The 21,670-nt window shown below is 71.5% G+C and carries 19 protein-coding genes, 1 tRNA gene and 1 pseudogene; 10 read left to right on the forward strand and 11 right to left on the reverse strand.

Annotation, left to right across the window (positions count from 1 at the left end; genetic code table 11):
• Positions 1-149: 149 nt before the first annotated feature.
• The 3 genes and pseudogenes from ACFXPK_RS26795 to ACFXPK_RS26805 form a co-directional block, all read right to left on the reverse strand.
• Positions 150-236 (reverse strand): annotated as a pseudogene (locus ACFXPK_RS26795) (MerR family transcriptional regulator); the annotation flags it as partial.
• Positions 237-720: 484 nt separating this feature from the next.
• Positions 721-918, reverse strand: a complete 198-nt coding sequence (locus ACFXPK_RS26800; protein ID WP_385079374.1) for a hypothetical protein — start codon at positions 916-918, stop codon at positions 721-723.
• Positions 919-1,106: 188 nt separating this feature from the next.
• Positions 1,107-2,159: a class I fructose-bisphosphate aldolase gene (locus tag ACFXPK_RS26805; RefSeq protein ID WP_385079376.1), complete on the reverse strand. Its 1,053-nt coding sequence runs from the start codon at positions 2,157-2,159 to the stop codon at positions 1,107-1,109.
• Positions 2,160-3,323: 1,164 nt separating this feature from the next.
• On the opposite strand from ACFXPK_RS26805, the gene ACFXPK_RS26810 reads away from it, so the two are divergent.
• Complete coding sequence (locus tag ACFXPK_RS26810; RefSeq protein ID WP_385079379.1) at positions 3,324-4,370, forward strand: alcohol dehydrogenase catalytic domain-containing protein; 1,047 nt, start codon at positions 3,324-3,326, stop codon at positions 4,368-4,370.
• Between the two features lie 118 nt (positions 4,371-4,488).
• Entirely contained in the window at positions 4,489-6,204 is a 1,716-nt protein-coding gene (locus ACFXPK_RS26815; protein ID WP_384995040.1) for a GAF domain-containing protein, read from the forward strand.
• A gap of 102 nt (positions 6,205-6,306) precedes the next feature.
• Here ACFXPK_RS26815 and ACFXPK_RS26820 read toward each other — a convergent pair whose 3' ends face one another.
• The 4 genes from ACFXPK_RS26820 to ACFXPK_RS26835 form a co-directional block, all read right to left on the reverse strand.
• Positions 6,307-7,011, reverse strand: a complete 705-nt coding sequence (locus ACFXPK_RS26820) for a response regulator (protein ID WP_384995042.1) — start codon at positions 7,009-7,011, stop codon at positions 6,307-6,309.
• Between the two features lie 115 nt (positions 7,012-7,126).
• Positions 7,127-7,588 (reverse strand): Crp/Fnr family transcriptional regulator, encoded by a 462-nt coding sequence (locus tag ACFXPK_RS26825; RefSeq protein ID WP_385079383.1) that lies wholly within the window; start codon positions 7,586-7,588, stop codon positions 7,127-7,129.
• Positions 7,589-7,600: 12 nt separating this feature from the next.
• Positions 7,601-8,251: a CBS domain-containing protein gene (locus ACFXPK_RS26830; protein WP_385079385.1), complete on the reverse strand. Its 651-nt coding sequence runs from the start codon at positions 8,249-8,251 to the stop codon at positions 7,601-7,603.
• 200 nt (positions 8,252-8,451) lie between these two features.
• Positions 8,452-9,477 (reverse strand): 6-phosphofructokinase, encoded by a 1,026-nt coding sequence (locus tag ACFXPK_RS26835; RefSeq protein ID WP_385079388.1) that lies wholly within the window; start codon positions 9,475-9,477, stop codon positions 8,452-8,454.
• Positions 9,478-10,206: 729 nt separating this feature from the next.
• Between ACFXPK_RS26835 and ACFXPK_RS26840 the strand changes: the two genes are divergently transcribed.
• A complete protein-coding gene (locus tag ACFXPK_RS26840) occupies positions 10,207-11,871 on the forward strand; it encodes a SulP family inorganic anion transporter (RefSeq protein WP_385079426.1) in 1,665 nt (554 codons plus the stop codon).
• Positions 11,872-12,210: 339 nt separating this feature from the next.
• On the opposite strand, the gene ACFXPK_RS26845 is transcribed toward ACFXPK_RS26840, so the two are convergent.
• Positions 12,211-12,897: a CBS domain-containing protein gene (locus ACFXPK_RS26845; RefSeq protein WP_385079391.1), complete on the reverse strand. Its 687-nt coding sequence runs from the start codon at positions 12,895-12,897 to the stop codon at positions 12,211-12,213.
• A 251-nt stretch (positions 12,898-13,148) separates the two neighbouring features.
• Between ACFXPK_RS26845 and ACFXPK_RS26850 the strand changes: the two genes are divergently transcribed.
• The 4 genes from ACFXPK_RS26850 (at position 13,149) to ACFXPK_RS26865 (ending at position 15,782) form a co-directional block, all read left to right on the forward strand.
• The gene (locus ACFXPK_RS26850) at positions 13,149-14,135 is read left to right on the forward strand and encodes an Acg family FMN-binding oxidoreductase (protein WP_385079393.1); all 987 of its coding nucleotides are present in this window, start codon (positions 13,149-13,151) and stop codon (positions 14,133-14,135) included.
• Between the two features lie 44 nt (positions 14,136-14,179).
• Positions 14,180-15,055: a universal stress protein gene (locus ACFXPK_RS26855; RefSeq protein ID WP_385079396.1), complete on the forward strand. Its 876-nt coding sequence runs from the start codon at positions 14,180-14,182 to the stop codon at positions 15,053-15,055.
• Between the two features lie 42 nt (positions 15,056-15,097).
• On the forward strand, positions 15,098-15,379 hold the full coding sequence (locus ACFXPK_RS26860; protein WP_385079399.1) for a DUF1876 domain-containing protein: 282 nt from the start codon (positions 15,098-15,100) through the stop codon (positions 15,377-15,379).
• Positions 15,380-15,485: 106 nt separating this feature from the next.
• Positions 15,486-15,782, forward strand: a complete 297-nt coding sequence (locus ACFXPK_RS26865; RefSeq protein ID WP_385079402.1) for a hypothetical protein — start codon at positions 15,486-15,488, stop codon at positions 15,780-15,782.
• Positions 15,783-15,918: 136 nt separating this feature from the next.
• Here ACFXPK_RS26865 and ACFXPK_RS26870 read toward each other — a convergent pair whose 3' ends face one another.
• Together ACFXPK_RS26870 and ACFXPK_RS26875 are read right to left on the reverse strand one after the other, a co-directional pair.
• Positions 15,919-16,827: a universal stress protein gene (locus tag ACFXPK_RS26870; RefSeq protein WP_385079405.1), complete on the reverse strand. Its 909-nt coding sequence runs from the start codon at positions 16,825-16,827 to the stop codon at positions 15,919-15,921.
• A 205-nt stretch (positions 16,828-17,032) separates the two neighbouring features.
• The gene (locus tag ACFXPK_RS26875; RefSeq protein WP_385079408.1) at positions 17,033-18,562 is read right to left on the reverse strand and encodes an AAA family ATPase; all 1,530 of its coding nucleotides are present in this window, start codon (positions 18,560-18,562) and stop codon (positions 17,033-17,035) included.
• A gap of 235 nt (positions 18,563-18,797) precedes the next feature.
• Between ACFXPK_RS26875 and ACFXPK_RS26880 the strand changes: the two genes are divergently transcribed.
• A complete protein-coding gene (locus tag ACFXPK_RS26880; protein WP_385079411.1) occupies positions 18,798-19,484 on the forward strand; it encodes a helix-turn-helix domain-containing protein in 687 nt (228 codons plus the stop codon).
• Between the two features lie 250 nt (positions 19,485-19,734).
• Here the strand turns inward: ACFXPK_RS26880 and ACFXPK_RS26885 are convergent.
• Positions 19,735-19,811, reverse strand: a tRNA-Pro gene (locus ACFXPK_RS26885).
• A gap of 215 nt (positions 19,812-20,026) precedes the next feature.
• Here ACFXPK_RS26885 and ACFXPK_RS26890 point away from each other — a divergent pair.
• The gene (locus tag ACFXPK_RS26890) at positions 20,027-20,674 is read left to right on the forward strand and encodes a transketolase (RefSeq protein ID WP_384995092.1); all 648 of its coding nucleotides are present in this window, start codon (positions 20,027-20,029) and stop codon (positions 20,672-20,674) included.
• A 66-nt stretch (positions 20,675-20,740) separates the two neighbouring features.
• A complete protein-coding gene (locus tag ACFXPK_RS26895; RefSeq protein ID WP_385079414.1) occupies positions 20,741-21,640 on the forward strand; it encodes a transketolase family protein in 900 nt (299 codons plus the stop codon).
• The last annotated feature ends 30 nt before the right edge of the window (positions 21,641-21,670 follow it).

A 21,670-nucleotide genomic window follows, 5' to 3' on the forward strand; every position in this document is an offset into this window, starting at 1 on the left:
GCCCGGCGCCGGGCCGGGTGGTGTCAGGCCAGCGGGTCATGGGGCGGGGCGCAGTCCCCTGGGCAGGACGAACCACAGGCCCGTGACGATCAGAGCAACAGTCCGGCCGAGAACGACATCCATGAGCAGGAGGACAGCGCCGTTGAGCGCGAGGGCGAGGAAGACGAGGCCGAGTGGTGCAGCGTGCGCACCGTCACCCCGGCGAATGCCGAGACCTCTCCCCCGGAGTAACTCATCCGTCTTCCCTTTCGTCATTGCCCAGCCTGGGACCTGACGCAAGGGGAGGGTCAACCCGCGGGTACGGACGGCCCGCCGCGCGGTGCGCCGGCGCTCCACCGCCGTGGCGATCGCCGGGGCGACGACCCGTACGGGTGCGACGGCCTGGTGCACGGCGAGGGAGGCCCGGTAACCGAGCGAGGCCGTGGCTCTGCTCCTCGCCGCAGTGGTCGGTGCGGCCCGGGTGGGGTAATGCTCCGTAGGTCGGGTGGGGTGACCGATCCGGGGGGGGCAGGACGTGGACGGTGCGGACGTCCACGCGGTGGTGACCGTGCACGGCGGCACGGTCGATGTCGGGAGCCAGGCAGGCGTCGAAGGCGCCCTTCCACGCCGCGGCGTGCGCTCCGGCGGATTCGGTGATCACACCGTCGGTGTCGAGGACCACGGCCCGTACGGAACGCAGGCACGGCGCCAGGCGCCCTGCCGCGGAGGCTGCCGAGCTGGTCATGGTGCCCCCGTCCCGGTGTTCACCGGCAGGGGCCGCCAGGTCCGGTCGGTGGCCTCGCGGCGGCCGGTGCCGTGGGCGCGGAGCCGGGCGTGGTGGGTGAGGCGGGCGTCCTGCCCGGTCCGGCGTACGGGTGTGACGCGTACCGCGAGTACGGGGACCGTGCTCGTCTCGGGCATCGCTTCCTCCGAAGTCACGCGGACCGTTTTCCCTGAGGGTGGTCCCCTCCACTCTCTCCGGTACGGGCCGTCTCCGCCCATGCGCCGACAGGTCTCCGACGGGGGGCCGAACGGCCCGCACGTGGGCACCGGGCGGCCCTTTGCACGGGCGGTGACCGATGACCGCGGACGCCCGTCCGGGCGACCGGTGGCGGTGGGCGCCCGTGTCAGGCGACGGAGACGCTGTCGTCGAGGTAGACGTTCTGGACCGCGTGCAGGAGTGCGACGCCCTCATCGGTGGGACGCTGGAAGGATTTACGGCCGGTGATGAGACCGGTGCCACCCGCCCGCTTGTTGATCACCGCGGTCCGCACGGCCTGGGTCAGGTCGCTCTCGCCGGCCGAGGCGCCCCCGCTGTTGATCAGACCGACTCGGCCCATGTAGCAGTTGGCCACCTGCCAGCGGGTGAGATCGATCGGATGGCCGGTGGTGAGGGTGGCGTACAGGCGAGGATCGGTCCTGCCGAAATCCAGCGCCCGATAGCCGCCGTTGTTCTGTGCCTGCTTCTGCTTGACGATGTCGGCCTCGATCGTCACCCCGAGGTGGTTGGCCTGACCGGTGAGGTCGGCCGAGACCGAGTAGTCCACGCCGTCCCTGCTGAACGCGGGGTTGCGCAGATAGCACCAGAGCACCGTGAACATGCCCAGTTCGTGGGCTCGGGCGAAGACCTCGCTGGCCTCCTGCAACTGACGGTCGGACTGCTCCGATCCGAAGTAGACCGTGGCACCGACGCCTGCGGCGCCCAGGTCGAAGCACTGCTCGACCTTGCCGAACATGATCTGGTCGTAGTGGTTCGGATAGGTGAGCAGCTCGTTGTGGTTGAGCTTCACGATGAAGGGGATCTTGTGCGCGAATCTCCGCGACACGGCCCCGAGCACGCCGAGTGTGCTGGCGACAGCATTGCAACCGCCTTCGAGGGCCAGCTCGACGATGTTCCTGGGGTCGAGATAGCGCGGGTTCGCGGCGAATGCCGAAGCCGCGGAGTGCTCAATGCCCTGGTCGACCGGCAGAATCGACAGGTACCCGGAGCCGGCCAGCCGCCCGTGGTCGAAGAGCGACTCCAGGTTGCGCAGCACCCGGGGCGAACGGTCGGTCCCGGCCACGACCCGGTCGACGAAGTCACGACCGGGCAGTACCAGGTCCTCCTTGGGAATCCCCCGGGCCGTATGGGTCAGCAACTCCTCGGCCTCGTCGCCCAACAAGCCTTGGATGTCAGTCATCGCTCAGCCTCTCCTGTCGACATGAACACCGGTCGACATGAACACCGGTGGAGGCGCCGCACACGACGGGCGGCCGGAAGGACGCTCGCCGTCGGACCGCCGGGGCGCGAGCGGACCGTCCGGGCGGCCGCGTGGGAGCTTCGCCCCCAACATGGGTGCCGGGGGACGACGGCTCGGGGGCGGATCTTCCCCGAACGCACCTCATGTGTCGCCACGGTGGGACCAGACGGGCTCGATCATGGACCATTCCTTCTGCCATCGGACGTAGTTCCGACGATCGAGCGACCGGTGGAACCGCAGCCTCGCGACGCTCACGAAGGTGGCTGTCGCGCCGGCCGCCATGATGCCCGCGCCCATTCCGGAGAGAGGGGCCGTTCCTCGACTTTCCGGAGGCGAGGTCACCTTCTCCTCCCGGTCGACCCATATCCGAACTTGCGTTCCCTTCTTTTGTCCCTGGGCAACGAGGACGGTCCCCGCGTGCGTCCCCCCGTGGTCGGTCCAGCGGACCGGCACGTTCCCCACCGGGCTTCCCGGCCCGGTACCCGGTGGCGGACTGCGCGGCGCACTCGCCGTGAGGCGTGCGGTGACCTGGTGCTGCCCGGCATTACGGGTCGCTGCCACGTGACTGTGGTACGCGATATCCCCGGTGGCCAGCCCGGCGGCTGGTGTACCTACGACCAGCACCACCAGGAGAAGAAGGTCGATCCAGAACCGCAGCCGGTCGCACGGCCGCGACAGCGGGTTACGTCGTCTCGGCCCGTGAACCCGGCCGGTAGGGAGCCTGCCCTGATTCAGGGGATGCCACGACGTCATGGCCCGGCCTCCAGAACTCGGTAGGTCCGTGTGTCTTCATGTTCGCGAGGAATTCCCCTTCCGGGTATGGGCCCAGCCGTCCCATCCGCGTGACCACACGGCCCGGGTGTCGGGGGGTGTTCGTTGCGCCTCGTGCGTGGTGCGGCGCCGGCCCACGGGGCCGCTCCTCCGACCGGTGAGTGCCGACCGGCCCACGCACCGAGGACCGATCGGCACTCACCGGGCGTGAGCACGGCCCAGAACATGAGAGGGGGGAACAGCGCCGGTGGGGGAATCGGAAGGAGGCCGACATGAGCGGGAAGACCGAACGCCGGGCGGCATGGCCGTCCGGGCTGTCCGGGAGGTGACGTCATGAAGGCACTGGTCTTCCACGGTCCGGGACGGTCGTCCTGGGACGAGGTCCCGGATCCCGGTGTCAAGGACGCGGCGGACGCGATCGTGCGGGTCGACGCCGTCACGATCTGCGGCACCGACCTCCACATCCTCAAAGGCGACGTTCCGGAGGTCGCGCCGGGAACCGTCCTCGGCCACGAAGCGGTCGGCGAGATCGTGGAAGTGGGCGGCGCGGTGCGGTCCGTACGGCCCGGGGACCGGGTCCTGGTCTCCTGCATCTGCGCGTGCGGGCGCTGCCGCTACTGCCGGGAGTCCCGGTACGGCCAGTGCCTGGGCGGCGGAGGATGGGTGCTGGGGCATCTGATCGACGGGACGCAGGCCGAATACGTGCGCGTCCCCTTCGCCGATCACTCCGTCCACCCGCTGCCGCCCTCCCTCGGCGACGACGACGCGGTGCTGCTCGCGGACATCTTCCCCACCGCCTACGAGGTGGGGGTCCTGAACGGGCGTGTCCGCCCCGGCGACACCGTGGTCGTGGTGGGCGCGGGCCCCGTCGGGCTGGCCGCGATCGCCACATCCGGACTGTTCGGTCCCGGCCGGATCATCGCCGTCGACCCTGACCCGTCCCGGCTCGCGGCGGCACGCGGGCTCGGGGCGGACGCGGTCGTGAGTTCGGCGGAGGATCCCGCGCGGCTGGTCGCGGATCTGACCGACGGGTACGGGGCGGACACGGCCATCGAGGCCGTGGGCGTGCCGGAGAGCTTCGAGCTGTGCACCCGGGTGGTACGTCCGGGCGGTCATGTCGCCAATGTCGGGGTGCACGGCAAGCCGGCCGTGCTCCACCTGGAGGAGTTGTGGATCAAGGATGTGACGATCACGACCGGGCTGGTCGACACCCACTCGACCCCGATGCTTCTCCGGATGGCGGCGGCGGGCCGGCTGCCCACGTCGGCGCTGGTCACCCACCGCTTCGGCCTTGACGCGATGGAAGAGGCCTACGGGGTGTTCTCGCGAGCCGCCGCCGAGGGGGCACTGAAGGTGGTCCTGGAGCGATCCGCCGGCTGAGCGGATCCGTCCGGCCGTCCGCGGTCGGCCGGGTGCCGGGATGCCCGACCGCCGTGGACCGTTACCGTGGACACGTGGAGCACTCCGCTCCGTTCGGCACAGCTCGACGGAGGACACGGTGACCGAGGACGGCGTCGAGCGCGCGGACGGCGCGCCGCCCCGGTTGGAGGTGCTGCCCCGGGAGTTGCGGGCCCATCTGGCCGCCGTGGAGCGTGGGACCGGGGAGTCGATGCGAAGCCTCCTCGAAGCCGTTCTCTCGGTCGGCCGGGAGCTGGAACTCCCCCAAGTGCTGCGGCACATCGTCGAAGCGGCGACGGTGCTCGTCGACGCCGAGTACGGGGCCCTGGGCGTCATCGGCGAGGACACCCGCCTCTCGCAGTTCCTCACCACCGGCATGAGCGAGGAGCAGGTGCGGGCGATCGGCCCTCTCCCCTCCGGCCACGGAATCCTCGGCGAGCTGATCCGCCACCCCGAGCCCCTGCGCCTGCCGGAGCTGTCCGAGCACCCGGCCTCCTACGGCTTCCCGCCGAACCACCCGCCGATGCACTCGTTCCTCGGGGTGCCGATCAAGGTGGGCGACAGGGTGTTCGGCAACCTCTACCTCACGGGGAAGCGGGGCGCAAAGGCGTTCGACGGCGAGGACGAGACCGTTCTCCTGACGCTGGCGATGGCCGCGGGAGAGGCCATCGAGAACGCGCGGCTGTACGAGATGTCACGCGACCGGCAGCGCTGGCTGGAGGCGAACGCGGAGATCGTCGCCGCCCTGTTGTCGGGGCAGGACGGCGACCGGGTGCTGCGTCTGATCGTCGGCCACGCACGGCGGATCCTCACCGCCGACATGGGTGCGCTGGCGCTCCCGGCCGACGGAGGCGGGGGGCTGCGGGTGGCGTACGCCACCGGAGTGGACGCGGACATCCACGACGGGCTGGTCCTCCCGTGCGAGGGTTCCCTCGTCGGCGCCTCGTTCCAGGCCGGCAGGCCGCTCATCAGCATGGATGTGCAACACGATCCGCGCATCACCGCAGGCCCTCCTCGATGGCGCGGTCTGCGGTTCGCCGTAGCCGTGCCCCTGGCCGTCGGAGACACGGTGCGAGGCGTTCTGCTCCTGGCGCGCAGTGCGGCACGGGAGCCCTTCACCGAGGCCGGGACGGCCCCGCTGCTGGCCTTCGCCGGGCAGGCGGCGCTCGCCATGGAACTGGCCGGGCGACGCCATGACGCCGAACAGATCGCTCTGCTGGAAGACCGCGACCGGATCGCCCGTGACCTGCACGATCTGGCCATCCAAAGACTGTTCGCGACCGGCATGACCCTGCAGAGCGCCCTCCGGTTCGTGGATCACCCCCAGGCGCGTGAACGGCTGCTGCGCGCCGTGGACGATCTCGACGAGACGATCAAAATCATCCGCTCGACGATCTTCGGACTGCGGTCCCGTGAGACGGAGCGTGCCCCCGGGCTGCGGGCGCGGACCACCACCGTGGTGGAGGAGGCCGTGCGCGCTCTCGGCTTCACCCCCGCGGTGCGCATGGAGGGGCTGATCGACACCGATGTGCCGGTGGCGACCGGTGACCATGTCGTGGCTGTCCTGCGCGAGGCGCTGAGCAACATCGGGCGCCACGCGCACGCCGACGCCGCCGAGGTGTCCCTCGTGGTCCGTGACGGGCTGCTGACCCTGACCGTCTCCGACAACGGCACCGGCATCGCGCCGGACGGCCGTCGCAGCGGGCTCGACAATCTCGCTCGGCGGGCGGAGGGCCTCGGCGGCGGGCTGACCGTCGGGGTACGCCGCCGAGGTGGCACCCGGCTGGTGTGGACGGTGCCGCTCGTCCACACCTGAGCCGGCCTACTGATCCGGCCTCCTGATCCGGGCCGTCGTCCGGGGCAAGGGTCGGTCCGGAGCACGGGTCGGTCCGGGGCACGGGTCGGTCCGGGGCACGGATCAGCGGTGCCCGTGCTCGCCGGTGACGGGGCGCGCGGCGGACTGGGTGGCGAGCACCGCGGCCTGGATGCGGCGCGCGACGCCCAGCTTGGCCAGCAGGCGCGAGATGTGGTTCTTGACGGTCTTCTGCGAGAGGTACAGACGCTTGCCGATCTCCTGGTTGGTCAGCCCTTCTCCGATCAGGACGAGGATCTCCCGCTCCCGCGGCGAGAGTTGCGACAGTCCGTCCGTCCCGGCACCGGGGGCGTCCTCCTCGCCGCGCAGACTGCTCATCAGCCGCGTCGTGGTCGCCGGGTCGAGCATGGACTGGCCGGAGGCGACGGTCCGTACGGCCGCGACGAGGTCCGCGCCCTTGATGTCCTTCAGCACGTAGCCGGCCGCCCCGGCCATGATCGCGTCCAGCAGCGCGTCGTCGTCGTCGAACGACGTGAGCATCAGACAGGCGAGCTCCGGCATCCGCGAACGCAGCTCCCGGCAGACCGTGATCCCGTCGCCGTCCGGCAGCCGTACGTCGAGAACGGCCACGTCGGGCCGGAGCGCGGGCCCCCGGGCAAGCGCGTGGTCGACCGTGGCCGCGTCCCCCACCACATCGAGATCCGGCTCCGCCTCCAGCAGGTCCCGCAGGCCGCGCCGGACGACCTCATGGTCGTCGAGCAGGAAGACCCTGATCGGGCTCCGGGGTGAGAACCGCCGTACCTCGCTCATGCTCACTCCTCCGACGCGCTCACCGCGCGTTGTCTCCGTGTCCCCTCCATCGTGGGCCCGGTCCGCCGGTCCGGCCAGGGCCGAACGGGCCCCGGGTGACCCGCCCCGGAAAGGGTCACCCGGGCACGGTGCCGCTGCCCTGTGGTCCGTACAGGTCGAGGAGCCGGGTACGGCTGCCCCGCAGCCGGTCCGCCACCACCTCGGCCACGGTCCGGTACATCGCGCGGCCGAACACCGGGTCCGCCTCGCACAGAGCCCGTACGAGCGTCGCGTCGAACTCCTCCGCGTGGACGGTACGGACGGCCTGCGCGCCCAGATGCCACACGTAGGGAGCGATCAGCCAGGACCAGCCGAGCAGCTCACCGGGGCCGAGCGTCTCGACGACGGCCGCCTGCCTGCCGGGAACGTGCAGGTCGAGCGCGACCTGGCCGCTGCGGACCACCCAGAACCGGTCGGCACGCCGGCCCTCGTCGAAGATGCGCGTACCGCCGGGGAACGTCACCTCCGTGACGACTTCCCGCAGCCGCTCGCGCCGGTCACCGGAGAGCCCGTCGAACAGGTTCCTGGTACCGGTCATCGTCGTCGCACCTCATTCGCCGGCGTGTGCGCATCGGCAGGTCAGCTCGTTCACCACGGCGACCACTCCGTCGACACGGGCCACCATCCCCACCGTGACGGATACGTCCGCGCGGCCGCGCAGGGAGCCACGCAGGGTGACCACCCCGTCGACGACCGATACCGTGAGCGGGGCGGGATCGAGCCACAGGGCACGGACCACGATCTCGTCGAGTATCTCGTCGCGGAGGTCGGAGTCGGGGCGGACGAACACCCGCAGCAGATCACGCCGGGTGATGATGCCGACGAGCCGGGCCTCCTCGTCCACCACCGGCAGTCGGCCGATGTCGCGTACGGCCATGGTGCGACCGGCCAGCGCGACGGAGTCGACCGCGTGGACCGTGACCGCGGGAACCGACATCAGCTCCCCGACCGTGGGATCCGCGGCGCCCGGCCGGACCGGGAGCGAGCCTCCGGCGGGCCGTCGCGCGCCTCCCGCGCTGTCCCGGTGCCGCGCGAGATCGGAACGCGACACGACTCCGACGACTCTGTCGTCGTCGTCCACGACCGGCACCCCGCCGATACGGCGCTCCACGAGCGACCGGACGAGGTCCGCGACGGGGGTGGCCGGTCCCGCGCGGACGGCGTCCGCGGTCATCACGTCACCGGCCCTGCGCAATCTCATCTCGTGGTCCTTCATCCGCTCAGGAGAGGTCGGACTTCCACCCTCCGCCTCTGAGCGGGCGGTCCGCTGGGGCTGTCCGGTGCCGAGGTGCGGGCCGTTCGGCCCTCGGCGGACACCGGTGGCGCGACGGCACCAGAGCAGGACGCGTACCGCGGTCTCCCGGTGGACGGTCCTGACCGCGCCGGCCCGCGACCGAGGGGTCAGCCGAAGAAGACCCCGAACTCCTCGTACAGCGCCTGATCCACCACCCTGGTCCCCGTCCCGGCGCCGGGGAGGGGAACACGGATGATGTCGGTGCCGCGCAAGGCCGTCATCGTGCCGAAGTCGCCGTCCTTGACCGCGTCGACGGCGTGCAGACCGAAGCGCGTGGCCAGCCACCGGTCGAAGGCGCTCGGGGTTCCTCCGCGCTGGATGTAGCCGAGTACCGTCGTACGGGCGTCCGTGCCGGTGCGTCGCGAGATCTCCTGAGCCAGCCACTCGCCCACGCCGGACAGTCTCACGTGGCCGTACTCGTCCAACGAACGGTCCTTCAGGATCATCTGGCCCTCCTGGGGCACGGCTCCCTCCGCCGCGACGACGATCGGTGCGTAGTTGAACTTGAACCGGCTCTTCACCCAGGCACAGACCTGATCGATGTCGAACGGCCGCTCCGGGATGAGGATCACGTTGGCGCCACCCGCGACACCCGCGTGCAGCGCGATCCACCCGGAGTGCCGCCCCATCACCTCCACGACCAGGGTGCGCCTGTGCGACTCCGCGGTGGTGTGGAGGCGGTCGATGGCCTCGGTGGCGATGCCGACCGCCGTGTCGAAACCGAAGGTGTAGTCGGTGCCGGGAACGTCGTTGTCGATCGTCTTCGGCACGCCGACCAGCCGGATCCCCTGACGGCTCAGTTCGGCCGCCACTCCGAGCGTGTCCTCGCCGCCGATCACGACGAGGGCGTCGATGCCGTGTGCGGCGAGGGTGTCCTGGATGCGGCCCATCCCGTTCTCGTGCTGGAACGGGTTGGTGCGTGACGATCCGAGGATGGTCCCTCCGAGGGGAAGGATCCCCCGCACGCCGGCGATGTCCAGCGGCACGACGTCGTTCCGGAGCGCACCGAGCCAGCCGTCACGCAGGCCGACGAAATCGAAGCCGTACTCCTGGACGCCCTTGCGGACGACGCTGCGGATCACCGCGTTGAGGCCGGGGCAGTCTCCTCCGCCGGTCAGCACTCCTACCCGCATGGTCGCTCCTCTCTCCGCACTGCTCACACCACCGCGACATCGTGCGACCCGGTCGGGTGCGGGGATATGGCCGGGCGGGACCGTGCGCCGCCTCGGCCCGCCAGTCCCAGTGTCGGCGCCACGTCCCCGCCGCGCATTCCCAGGCGCACCCGGCCCCGGCCCGCGCGCCGTCGGCCGGTCTCGGCGGCGCGGGTGCGGCGGTCCCGGGAGTTGTCGTGCCGTCCCGCGGCAGGAGCGGGGCGTCGCGGACGGTGCGTGTCACGCGGTGGATCAGCCTCGGGAGCGCGGCTGCCACCGGAGCGCCCGGTCCCGTGCCGAGGGTGAAGTCCCCGCCTTCCACGGATGTCCAGGACGGCCGGCAGCTCCCCCGAGGAGGCCGGGTGATCCCCCGACGGGTCCAGATGGTCCAAACCACCAGGATGCCGAGAAGCGGGGGCGCCACAATGAGAGCACTCGCCCTCCGGGCCGGGCGCGCGCACTCTCCGGCGGCGTGAGCGCCGAGGCACGGAACGGTCGGGCTGCCACGGACCGGGAGCGGGTCCGGCCAATCCCCACAGGAAGAGCGGCGCCTTCTGAGGCCGGTCGGTCGCTGTCGTCCCGGGTACCCGCCGTAGCGAGGGCCGAAGGCGGCGTGGTGAAAGGAGACCCGTGCCCCGGCACACCCCCGACGGCAGTGGGAGGCGCGATCGGCTCCTGCTCCGGCTGCGGCCCCGGATCCCGGGGGTCGCGATGCTCGCCGGTTACCGGCGCTCCTGGCTGCCGGGTGACCTGTTGGCGGGCGTCACGGTCGCGGCGTATCTGGTGCCCCAGGTCATGGCCTACGCGAGTGTCGCGGGGGTACCGCCGGTCACAGGTCTGTGGGCGGTCCTGCCCGCGCTGGCGCTCTACCCGCTGCTCGGCTCGTCCAGGCTTCTCTCGGTGGGCCCGGAGTCGACGACCGCGCTGATGACCGCGGCGGTGGTCGGCCCGTTGGCGGCGGGCGATCCCGGACGCTACGGAGCGCTGGCCTCCGCGCTCGCTGTGACGATCGCGCTGTTGTGTCTGGCGGCGTGGGCCGCCAGGCTCGGGTTCATCGCCGATATGCTGTCCCGCCCGATCCTGGTCGGCTATCTGGCGGGCATCGCCGTCCTCATGACCGTGGACCAATTGCCCAAGCTCACCGGTGTCCCGACAACAGGCACCGACTTCTTCCCGCAACTGTTCTCCTTTCTGCGCGGCCTCTCCGGTGCGCAGGCGGCGACCGTGGCCTTCAGCGCCGGTCTCCTCGCCTTCCTCTTCGTCGCACCCCACGCAGGGGCGGCGGTTCCCCGGCCACTGCTCGCCGTGGTGCTCGGCACCGGCCTCGTCGCGCTGTTCGGCTGGGAGGACCACGGCATCGCGGTCGTCGGAACAGTCCCGTCCGGGCTGCCCCAACCGGCGCTGCCCGACCTGAGCGAGATTCCCCGTCTGCTGGTGCCCGCGCTGGGTGTTCTGCTCGTCGGCTACAGCGATGTCATCCTGACGGGACGCGCGTTCGCCGAACGCGACGAGCGCGGACGGCTCGATCCCAACCAGGAATTGTTCTCCCTGGGCACGGTGAACGCCGGAGCGAGCCTTCTTCACGGCTTCCCGGTCAGCAGCAGCGCCAGCCGAACGGCTCTCGCGGCGTCGACGGGCGCGCACAGCCAGATGTACTCGCTGGTGGCCTGCACGGCCGTCCTCGGCGTGCTGCTGTTCCTCGGCCCCGTCCTCGGCCACATCCCGGTCCCCGTGCTGGGGGCTCTCGTCGTCTACGCGGCCGTGCGGCTGATCGACCTCGCGGGATTCCGCCGACTGGCGGCCTTCCGGCGCCGGGAGTTCCTTCTGGCGGCCGGGTGCCTGCTCGGCGTGCTGGCCCTCGGCATCCTCTACGGCGTACTCGTTGCCGTGGGGCTGTCCGTGGCCGAACTCCTGAGCCGCGTCGCCCGCCCCCACGACGCCGTCGAAGGGCTCGTCCCCGGAGTCGCCGGTATGCACGACGTCGACGACTACCCGAAGGCCCGTACCGTCCCCGGACTGCTCATCTACCGTTACGACTCGCCTCTCTTCTTCGCCAACGCCGAGAACTTCCGGCATCGCGCCCTGGCCGCTCTGGACGAGCAGACCCAGCCCGTGTTCTGGTTCGTCCTCAACACCGAGGCGAATGTGGAGGTCGACATCACCGCACTGGACTCCGTGGAGGAACTCCGGCACGAGATGGCCGAGCGGGGAATCGTGTTCGCCATGGCACGGGTCAAGCAGGACCTGCGCGACCAACTCGACGCCTACGGGCTGTCCGAGTCCGTGGGCGACGGCCTCATCTTCCCCACCCTGCCGACCGCCGTGGCCGGCTACAGAAAGTGGCGTTCGAACGTGGACGGTGACGCGGGCGGGTAGGTGGCCGCCCTCGGACCCCACGACCGACCGGCTTGCTCGGTTCCGGCTGGACAGCGTCCTGGCTGGTGCCTCCCCCTCACTGGCGTCCGGGGGCTGAGGCGGCGGTCCGGTGCGCGCGTACGAGTTCGACGCGGCGACGGTTCATGAGATGGATACCAAGGACCGTCGCTGGATACGGAATTGCGCATGCATGTCGCAGGTGTGCTCGCACGTCGGCTCAGGGACTGTGACTCCGTCGCGGCGTCGAGCGGCGCGTCCACCGGTTCCTCGGCGACGGGGCCTCGTACACCGGCAGGCCGGGGAAACCGGCCTCGCCCGCTGGGGCTGCCTCATCCGTGTTCATGCCGTGGCTCCGTGTCCCGCACGGACCGGCCCCGTCCGCTCCGCCCGGTACCTGAGCCGCTCGGAGACCGAGACGACCCCGTCCACACTGGTGCAGAGCCGTACGAGTACGGGAATCATCCCGCTGTCGTCGACCGTGCCGCGCAGGAAGACCTGCCCCTCGCCGACCTCGACGGTGACGTCCGACGGCGCGAGGCCCAGCGTCGCGCCCAGTACGTCGCGGGTGATCTCCTCGCGGATCGCCGCGTCCCGCCGCAGGAAGACCCGGAGCAGGTCGGCGCGGCTGACGATGCCGAGCAGCCTGTCCGCCTCGTCGACGACGGGCAGCCGTTTGATGTTCTGCACGTCCATGAGCCGTGCCGCCTCGACGACAGTCCACTCCGGATGCGCGCACAGCGCCGGGGCGGACATGATCTCTCCGGCATCGCGGCCCTCGGCTCTGGCCTGTTCCCACGCCTCAAGGTGTGGCAGCGGCGTTCTGCCCGACAGGTCGGACCGGTCGGCCGCCTTGCGCAGCAGATCCGCTTCCGACACGACGCCGGCCGGGCGGCCCACCGCGTCGAGCACCGGCACGGCGCTCACGTTGTGCTCCATGAGCGTCCGGGCGATTTCCTTGAACGGTGTGTCGATCCGCACGCTGACGACGTCACGGGTCATGAGTTCACTGATCCTGCGGTGATCCATGTCCGGGCTCCTTCGTATCGCCGCGACCGCCGAGCCGCGGCCCTCCTCCACGGTGGGTCGTGGTCAAGGGTGGGTCGTCGTCGCCGGTCCGCGGCAGGTGCCACCCGGCCCCTTCCGTACACCGGGAAGCCCCGGGGCCCTGGTCCGAATGGGGCCATCAGGCACGGGTGGGGGCCTACCGGCCCCTGCCGCGAGCCGCTCGCCCCGGCGGAGGCTGGGAGCGAGGAACACGACAGGACCAGGAGGATTTGGTGTCCGTACACACACCGGGCAAGGTGGCCGTGGCCGAGATCGTCCGTGACGCGACCGCCGCACCGTCCATGCACAACGCGCAGCCCTGGCGCTTCCACTACGCCCGTGGCAACCGGACCTTCAGCCTCTACGCGGATCCGACCCGTGCCATGCCGCACGCCGACCCCACCACGCGCGGGCTGCACATCGGCTGCGGCGCGGCCCTGTTCAACCTGCGGGTGGCCGCCGCCCACGCACGGCTGCGGCCGGTCACCCGGCTGCTTCCCGATCCCTCGGACCCCAGTCTGCTGGCGACCGTACGGCTCGACGACGCCGACGGTCCCACGGACGGGATCACCGTGCTCCACCCGGCGATCCATGACCGTCACACGAGCCGGTACCCCTTCGCCGATCGGCGCGTACCGACGGAGGTCCGGCACGCGCTCACCGAAGCCTCACGCCTTGAGGGCGCGGAGCTGACCTTCCCGGCGGGTTCCCATCTCCGGACCGTGCTCGATCTGATCCAGGACGCCGAGGGATACGGTCACATGGACGCCCGCCGGGAAGCGGAGACGGAGCGGTGGACACGGGACACCATGACGCGAGCGCCCGTGGACGGCGTACCGGAGTACGCCTTCGGGCCGATCAAACGGGGCGGATCGGCTCCGGTCCGGGACTTCGCCGGCCGCACCCCGGCTCGCGGACGGGGCCTGGCCGACTTCGAGGACCGTCCCCAGCTCGCCCTGGTGCGCACCGCACGGGACAGCCCGGCCGACTGGCTGCGCGCGGGGCAGGCCCTGGAGCGGGTCCTGCTCATCGCCACGCTCCACGGCCTGAGCACTTCTTTCGCGACCCAGGCACTCGAATGGCCGGAACTGCGCTGGATCTTGCGCGACCCCGACTCGGGCAGAGGGCACGTCCAGATGGTGATCAGGTTGGGTTACGGGCCGACGGGGCCGAGGACGCCCCGCCGTCCCGTACCGCACGTACTGGAGGTCGAGGACTGACCGCCGGCCATCGCACGTCCCCGAGAGGAAAGACGGTGGGAGGGATGGAGCTTCCCGTGGTAGCGGGAGTGGACGGCTCGGAGGGCAGCCTTCATGCGGTCGACTGGGCCGCGGCCGAGGCCGAGCGCTCGGGTCGGCGCCTGAGACTGGTGCACGCCTCTCTGTGGGAGCACTACGAGGGGAACCCACCGAGACTTTCGGCGGGGCGGCCCTCCGAGCAGGTCTTCGCGGAGGATCTCGTCGCGGCGTCCGAGGAACGCGTGCACCGGCAGGCTCCCGATGTGAAGGTCTCCACCGACGTGCGGCCGGAGGACCCGGTGACGGCACTGCTCGAAGAAGGCACCGAGGCGGCGCTCGTCGTCCTCGGACCACGCGGGCACGGCCCGATCGCGGGCATGCTCCTGGGATCGGTGAGCCTGGCCGTCGCCGCCCGCGCGTCCTGCCCGGTGGTGGTGGCCCGCGGCGCCGAACCGAACCGGACGTCCGCCTACGGCCGGGTCGTCCTCGGCATCGGAGAGACCGCCGGATCCACCACCGTGGCACGGTTCGCCCTTCAGCAGGCCCGGGAGAGAGGGTGTGAACTGACCGCGGTACGCGCCTGGCGAAGTTCCTCGTACGAGAACATGCCGTACCCGCTGCCCGACGGGGAGCAGAGGCGCGCCTACCGGCAGCAGGCCGACGAGTACCTGGACCACGTCATGAGTGTCACCGCGCGTGATGTCCCGGAGGTCACCGTACGGCGCAAGCTCCTCCAGGGCGCGGCGCACCAGGCGCTCGTCGAGGAGTCCGCGAGCGCGGATCTGCTGGTCGTCGGCGCACAACGGCGGAGAGCGGCTGTCGGGTTGCAGCTCGGCCGGGTCGACCACGCGTTGCTGCACCACGCGGCGTGCCCCGTCGCGGTCGTACCGGAAGGACACTGACCCGCCCCGGGCGCGACGGCCGGGCCAACGAAGGGAGCGACCATGAAGGCCAAGCAGTGGAGTGCGCAGATCTATCTCACCGAGGACGGTGACGAGACACGGGCGCGCGCGGTCCTGATGACGCAGGACTCCGCGCACACGGACACCTCCCACGTGGTGGGCCGGGGGGTGGCACGCCGGAATCCCCTCGACCGCTCCATCCCCGAGATCGGCGACGAACTGGCCGCGAGCCGCGCCTTGGAGGACCTTGCCGTCCGTCTGCACGACGTCGCGTCCGACGACATCGTGCAGTTGACCGGGCCGGCCGACCCGTCCTTGTGGTGACGTCCCGTCCTTGTGGTGACGTCGACCTCGTGCTCGTCGGCCTCGTGCCCGACGTCCGGGATGATCGAGGGAGGAGTTTCGGATCTGCGAGGGAAGGAGCAGCGCGATGGCGATCAGTGGGCTGACCCCGGAGAGGACGGCCCGCCTTGAAGTGCTCGTCGACGAGTGCCGGCCACTGCTGACAGGGGAAGGCGGGATGGCGGCCGTGCAGCGACTGCTGAGTGAGCGCCGGGTCGAGGTACTCGATGCGGTGGTGATCACGCGTGAACTGCTGGGGGCGGGCCCCACGTCGCTGGCGGAGGCGAAGACCGTCGTTCTCACGAGCCCCGGCAGAGGGCGTGAGCTGAGGGTGCGCGAGCAGTTCATGGACGGCTTGGAGCGGAACGGTGCCTTCGGGCAGTGACAACGGGCTCGTCGGCGCCCCGCCACCCGTGAATGCCCTCAGACGGCAATGCCATCAGACGGCCTTGGCTGGCTCTTCGGCTCGGGCTCGGGTGCCGGCGAGGCGGGGGTTGGTAGCCCACCTCCCCTAAGCCGCGTCAGCCGCGCGGAATCACGGCGACCGGACACGGCGCATGGTGCAGGACCGCGTGTGTGACCCGCCCCAGCGGCGAGCCGATACGGTGCGCGGGCCTGCGGGCGCCCATCACCAGCAGACCGACGTCGGCGGACGCTTCCACCAGAGCACCGGCCACGGAGGTGGCCCGGACGCTCTCCACGCTCACCGTGAGGTCCGGGAACTCCTTCCGGACCGGTTCGACCATGTGTGACGTGGCCTCGCGCTGGGACTCGGCGAGGCCGCTGAGATCGTCGACCATCGTCGCCATGGACCCCATGTTCTGGAGGAACAACCAGACGCTGACCACCCGGAGTGGCACATCGCGCAGCCGCGCGGTCCGTGCGGCGTACATCAGGGCGTCCCGGTCGCCGTCGTCCCTGACCGCGACCGCCACGCCCCCGCCCGCACCCTCCTCGACACGATGCACGACGACCACGGGGCCCTTCGCGCGTGCGGCCGTACGAAGCCCGACCGAACCCACGAGGAGGGCGGTGAACCCGCCCATCCCCCGGGAACCGACGACGACGGTGCCGTCCTCCCCCGCCGCCTCCATCAGGCTCTCCGCCGCCTCTTCCCGGCTCAGCACCGTCGAGACCGGGACGTCCGCGTGCTCGCGGGCCACCCGCTCCGCAGCCTCGTCGAGCGTCTTCCGCGCCTCGCGGAGGACGGTCTGCGCGTCGTCGAAGGCCAGGTGCCGCGCCTGTTCGACCCCGATCGCGTGAACGACCGTCAGTGACCGGTTGCGCGAGGCAGCCTCGTCCGCGGCCCAGAGCAGCGCCTTGGTGGCGTGGTCGGATCCGTCGGTGCCGACCACCACCGGTCCGAGTCCCCGTGTACCGGACGTACCGCTGTCGCTGGTGCTGCCGTCCATGGCGGTGTCGCTGTCCATGGCCTGCCTCCTCCTGGTCCGACGCCCGACGGGGAAAGTCCGACGCCCGCCGAGGAAAGCGGGAAACGGTCTCCTCGCTCATGGCTCTTCCCACGCTCCCAAGGCGTGTGCGGGCGCGGCGAGGGCCACCAGGGGCGCTTCGGGGGCCGAGGGGCCCAAGAGCCGGCGCGTGATCAGTTGCGGAAGGTGATCGGTGTCAGGCCGCTCAGTCGGGCGCCATGTAGGGCCGCCGGAAGACGGTCGTCCGCTCGGCGCCGTCGGGACGCACTGCCGCGACCGCTCTCCCGACCGCGGCCTCCAGGGTCCCGCTCGTGTCCAGCGTGACCGCCTCGGGCCACGGTTCCGCCGCCGCTTCCATCGCCTCGCCCACATCGGGACCTGCGTCGGACGGGCCCGGCGGGCGGGCCGCGAGCCGGTGTGCGGCGACCTCACGGGGGACCTCGCAGCGCAGGGAGACCAGATCGGCACCGCGGTCCCGGGCCGCTCCGGCGGCGGCGCTCCGCCACTCCGCCGTGTTCCAGGTCGCGTCGAGCACCACGGATTCCCCGGCGGACAGCAGTACCGAGGCACGGTCGATCAGTTCACCGTAGGTACGCCGCGTCCACGCGGGGGTGTACACGCCCTTCTCGTACTCGGCGGGCGCGGGCCGCTCCGGCGGCAGGCCCGCCAGTTCCTTGCGCATCCGGTCGCTGCTCAGCAGGGTGAGGCCGAGCCGGTCGGCGAGCGCGCCGGCCAGCGTGGACTTGCCACTCGCGGGCAGGCCGCCGACCAGGACGAGCCGTATCGCGGAGGTCCGCAGGTGACGCACGGTGATATCGGCGAACCGTGCCGCCTCCGACCTCGCGGCGAGGACGCCCTGTCGCTCCCGGAACAGGGAGACCTTGGCCCGGACGAAGGCGCGATAGGCGACATAGTGGTGCCGTAGGGACGGCGGAGCATGGTCACCCGAGTACTCGCTGTACCGGGCGAGGAAGTACGCGGCGGCCTCCGGCGCGCCCAGCCGTTCCAGGTCCATGGTGAGGAAGGCGGCGTCGTCGAGTCCGTCGACGTGGCGGAGCCTGTCGTCGAACTCCAGGCAGTCCAGGACACGGGGGCCGTCGTCGAGACAGAAGATGTCCTCGGCCAGCAGGTCGCCATGGCCGTCCACCACCCGCTCCTCACGGACCCGGGTGTCGAAGACATCCTTCCTGCCCGCCAGGTAGCGGCGTACCAGATGCGCGATCTCACCGATGTGCGGCAGCGGAGGCTGATCCTCCAGAGCGTGGATCTGTTCGAAGCTCGCCTCCCAGCGGGCGAGCAGGGCATCCCGGGTTCCCTCGCGGGCGATCACAGCCGTCCGTGGCGAATCGGCGTGGCAGGCCGCGAGCAGCCGGGCGGTGCGCCGCAGCGCGTCGTCGACGGGAGCGCCGACGGCGACCAGATGCGCGAGCCTGCGCTCGGCGGGCATCCGGCGCATCACCACGACCGGCTCGGGCGGACCGCCCCACGGCAGGCTGAGCTCGGCGACCCCGTCGTACACGTCGGGGGCGAACCGCCGGTTGAGTTGGACCTCCCGCTCACAGGCCGCGCGTCGGGCCCGGGGGGTACGGAAATCGAGAAAGCCCAGGTCGACGGGTTTCTTCACCTTGTAGGCGTGGTCCCCGACGAACAGCACGACCGCGGTGTGCGTCTCGGCCACCGCGGCAGCCCGCGAGGCGCCCGTGCCCTTCGGCCCTTCTCCGGAATTCGATGACATCACCGGCTCCTCCGCACAGTGACCGGCCCCACGCCCGGGGCCGGGGCGTCAGCACGTCCATGGTGCGCGGCCGTCGTACCCGGTGCGTAGGGCCGAGCAGTCCCCCCTGCGCGCCCGTGTGGACCGGTCAGCCCTTGCCATGGAACCGGGCGGCCCTCGCACCAGCTCCTGCCGGGCGGGCAGTGTGAAAGGGGCAGGGGGGCTCGTTCCCGAACTCGAAGGATGTGCGTTCACCATGCCGGACCAGAGGCGAGGGGAACCGCGCGGCCGGACCGTCCACACTCCGCGGAGCGACCTGGGCAGACGTATCGCGGCCCGCCGGGAACAGTTGGGACTGAGCCGGGAGGAAGTGGCCACACGCGCCGGATCGGCTCCCGGCTACGTCGCATACGTCGAGGAACGGCAGGCGACGCCCGGCATCGGATTCATGCTGAGACTCGCCGACGCGCTGGAGACGACCGTCGACACACTGACCGGGAGCGGAACAGAACTGCCGCCCGGCACCGGGCAGGCCGCGTACCACCCGGCGCTGACGACTCTCAGCGCCGAGGAGTGCGGTGAGCTTTTGTCGACCCACGGAGTCGGCAGAGTGGCCGTCTCCACACATGGCGGCCCGGCCGTCGTCCCCGTCAACTACATCGTCGCCGACGACGAGGTCGCGTACCGCACCGCTGCGGGAACGGCGGCGGCCGAGGCCGTGGATCAGGAGGTCGCCTTCGAGGTCGACCACATCGACGACGCGATGAGCAGCGGCTGGAGCGTCAACGTCGTCGGGACCGCTCGGGCCGTCACCGGCGACAACGAACTACGGCGACTGGACCAGCACGCCCGCACCACACCGTGGGCGGGCGGCGACCGCCGGCTGTGGGTGTCGATCACGCCCACCAGGACCACGGGCAGGCGCATCGACATCCGGCCGTGACCGACGCGGGGCGCCGCTCGACGATCTCGACTGCGATGCCCAGGCGTGCTCCGCGGCCGGCGCGTGCGGTCCAGAGGCGCCGCCACGGCTCAAGGACGCTGCCCAGGACGGCCGGACTCACCGCCCGCCAGGCCCCCTCATCGAAGAGATACGCCCCGGGTCGCCGGACCCCGTGGTCCCCACGGTCCCCAAGAAAAACCGAAAAGCGGTACCGGATTTCTCCGATACCGCCTACGACCTGCGAAAACGCTGGTCGGGACGACAGGATTTGAACCTGCGACCCCTTGACCCCCAGTCAAGTGCGCTACCAAGCTGCGCCACGTCCCGGTGCCCGTCTGACCTGGGGTTTCCCTGGTCCGAACGCGCATGAGAACAATACCGCACTCCTGCCGGTGGTCACGAATCGCTTTCCCGGCGGAGGCCGGCTTGACCTCAAGTGCGCTTGACGTTGCACCGTGGCTCGTATGACACGCACAGGCACGACACGCACCCGCCCGGCGTCCTCGTCTCCCGGGGCCGCCCTTCAGGAGCTGCACCGGCTCATGGCCCTGATGACCGGCGACGAGAAGCACGGGCCCGCCGCGACCTCCACGCTGGACGCGCTCTGGGTGCTCTACGACCGGGTGCTGCGGGTGACCCCCGGCAGCGTCGAGGCGGTCGGGCGGGACCGGTTCCTGTTGTCCAAGGGGCACGGGCCGATGGCGTACTACGCGGTCCTCGCCGCCAAGGGGTTCCTCGCCGAGGAGCTGCTGCCCGGCTTCGGTTCGTACGACTCGCCGCTCGGCCACCACCCCGACCGGACCCTGGTGCCGGCGATCGAGATCAGCAGCGGCTCCCTGGGGCACGGGCTGCCGCTCGCCGTGGGCAGTGTGCTCGGGCTGCGGGCGCGGGGGCTCACGGAGCCGCGCGTCTGGGTGCTGATCGGCGACGCCGAGCTGGACGAGGGCAGCAACCACGAGGCGATCGCCTACGCGGGCCCCGCCGGGCTGGAACAGCTCCACACCCTCGTCGTCGACAACAGCTCCGCGACCCATGGCTGGCCCGGCGGCGTCGCCTCCCGGTTCGAGGCGGCCGGCTGGTCGGCCGTGACCGTGGACGGCCGCGACCACGAGGCGCTGTACAGGGCCTTCACCGCGCCGCACGCCGGGCGGCCCCACGCGGTCGTGGCCCGCGTCGAGCCGAAGTCCTGACCAGGCCCCCAGAGCCAGCCGCGCACCGGTCGGGACCGGGGCGCGCACCGAGAGAGGTACAGCTCCATGGACACCATGCGCGACCGTTTCGTCTCCACCGCCTCCAGCCTGCTCGACGAGGATCCGCGTGTCGCGGTGGTGCTCGCCGAGATCAGCGCCGCCGGATTCGTGGAGGCGGAGCGCCGCCACCCGGACCGGGTGATCAATGTCGGGATCCGGGAACAGCTCCTGGTCGGCGTGGGCGGCGGGCTCGCCCTCGCGGGCCTGCGCCCCCTGGTGCACACCTTCGCCAGTTTCCTGGTCGAGCGCCCCTTCGAGCAGGTCAAGCTGGACTTCGGCCACCAGGGCGTGGGCGGGGTCCTGGTGAGCGCCGGGGCCTCGTACGACTCACCGGCGGGCGGCTTCACCCATATGGCGCCGGGCGATGTCGCGCTGCTGGACACGCTCGACGGCTGGACGGTCCATGTGCCGGGCCACCCCGACGAGGCCGAGGCCCTGCTGCGGCGCGCCGCCGCCGGGGACGACCGGGTCTACGTACGGCTGTCGCTCCAGAGCAACGACCGGGCGCGCCCGGTGACAGGCACAGGCTTCAGCACCGTACGCGAGGGCCGGAGCGGGGTCGTGGTGGCCGTCGGACCGCTGCTGGACAACGTCCTGGCGGCGACGGAAGGGCTGGACACGACGGTGCTGTACGCCACGACCGTACGGCCCTTCGACGGCGCGGCGCTGCGCCGGGCCGTCGCGGGCACGGACCGGGCCGATGTGGTGCTCGTGGAGCCGTATCTCGCCGGGACCTCCACCGCCGCCGCGAACGACGCGCTGGCCGAGACGCCGCACCGGGTGCTGGGGCTCGGGGTCGGCCGCCGTGAGCTGCGCCGCTACGGCTCGCTGGAGGAGCATGTCGCGGGGCAGGGGCTGGACCCGGCCACGCTGCGCGGGCGGGTCTCGGCGTTCCTGGCGCGCTGAGGTCCGGTGGGTGACCCTGGAACCCCACCG

It is taken from the genome of Streptomyces sp. NPDC059142 (assembly GCF_042755665.1).
In the GTDB taxonomy this organism is placed as follows: Bacteria; Actinomycetota; Actinomycetes; order Streptomycetales; family Streptomycetaceae; genus Streptomyces.

What these genes read in the sequence shown, in the direction of transcription:
- ACFXPK_RS26805 (WP_385079376.1), bottom strand. Translation starts at nt 2,159, where the DNA reads ATGACTGACATCCAAGGCTTGTTGGGCGACGAGGCCGAGGAGTTGCTG.
- ACFXPK_RS26810 (WP_385079379.1), top strand. Translation starts at nt 3,324, where the DNA reads ATGAAGGCACTGGTCTTCCACGGTCCGGGACGGTCGTCCTGGGACGAG.
- ACFXPK_RS26820 (WP_384995042.1), bottom strand. Translation starts at nt 7,011, where the DNA reads ATGAGCGAGGTACGGCGGTTCTCACCCCGGAGCCCGATCAGGGTCTTC.
- ACFXPK_RS26825 (WP_385079383.1), bottom strand. Translation starts at nt 7,588, where the DNA reads ATGACCGGTACCAGGAACCTGTTCGACGGGCTCTCCGGTGACCGGCGC.
- ACFXPK_RS26830 (WP_385079385.1), bottom strand. Translation starts at nt 8,251, where the DNA reads ATGAGATTGCGCAGGGCCGGTGACGTGATGACCGCGGACGCCGTCCGC.
- ACFXPK_RS26835 (WP_385079388.1), bottom strand. Translation starts at nt 9,477, where the DNA reads ATGCGGGTAGGAGTGCTGACCGGCGGAGGAGACTGCCCCGGCCTCAAC.
- ACFXPK_RS26840 (WP_385079426.1), top strand. Translation starts at nt 10,207, where the DNA reads ATGCTCGCCGGTTACCGGCGCTCCTGGCTGCCGGGTGACCTGTTGGCG.
- ACFXPK_RS26845 (WP_385079391.1), bottom strand. Translation starts at nt 12,897, where the DNA reads ATGGATCACCGCAGGATCAGTGAACTCATGACCCGTGACGTCGTCAGC.
- ACFXPK_RS26855 (WP_385079396.1), top strand. Translation starts at nt 14,180, where the DNA reads ATGGAGCTTCCCGTGGTAGCGGGAGTGGACGGCTCGGAGGGCAGCCTT.
- ACFXPK_RS26860 (WP_385079399.1), top strand. Translation starts at nt 15,098, where the DNA reads ATGAAGGCCAAGCAGTGGAGTGCGCAGATCTATCTCACCGAGGACGGT.
- ACFXPK_RS26865 (WP_385079402.1), top strand. Translation starts at nt 15,486, where the DNA reads ATGGCGATCAGTGGGCTGACCCCGGAGAGGACGGCCCGCCTTGAAGTG.
- ACFXPK_RS26870 (WP_385079405.1), bottom strand. Translation starts at nt 16,827, where the DNA reads ATGGACAGCGACACCGCCATGGACGGCAGCACCAGCGACAGCGGTACG.
- ACFXPK_RS26875 (WP_385079408.1), bottom strand. Translation starts at nt 18,562, where the DNA reads ATGTCATCGAATTCCGGAGAAGGGCCGAAGGGCACGGGCGCCTCGCGG.
- ACFXPK_RS26880 (WP_385079411.1), top strand. Translation starts at nt 18,798, where the DNA reads ATGCCGGACCAGAGGCGAGGGGAACCGCGCGGCCGGACCGTCCACACT.
- ACFXPK_RS26890 (WP_384995092.1), top strand. Translation starts at nt 20,027, where the DNA reads ATGGCCCTGATGACCGGCGACGAGAAGCACGGGCCCGCCGCGACCTCC.
- ACFXPK_RS26895 (WP_385079414.1), top strand. Translation starts at nt 20,741, where the DNA reads ATGGACACCATGCGCGACCGTTTCGTCTCCACCGCCTCCAGCCTGCTC.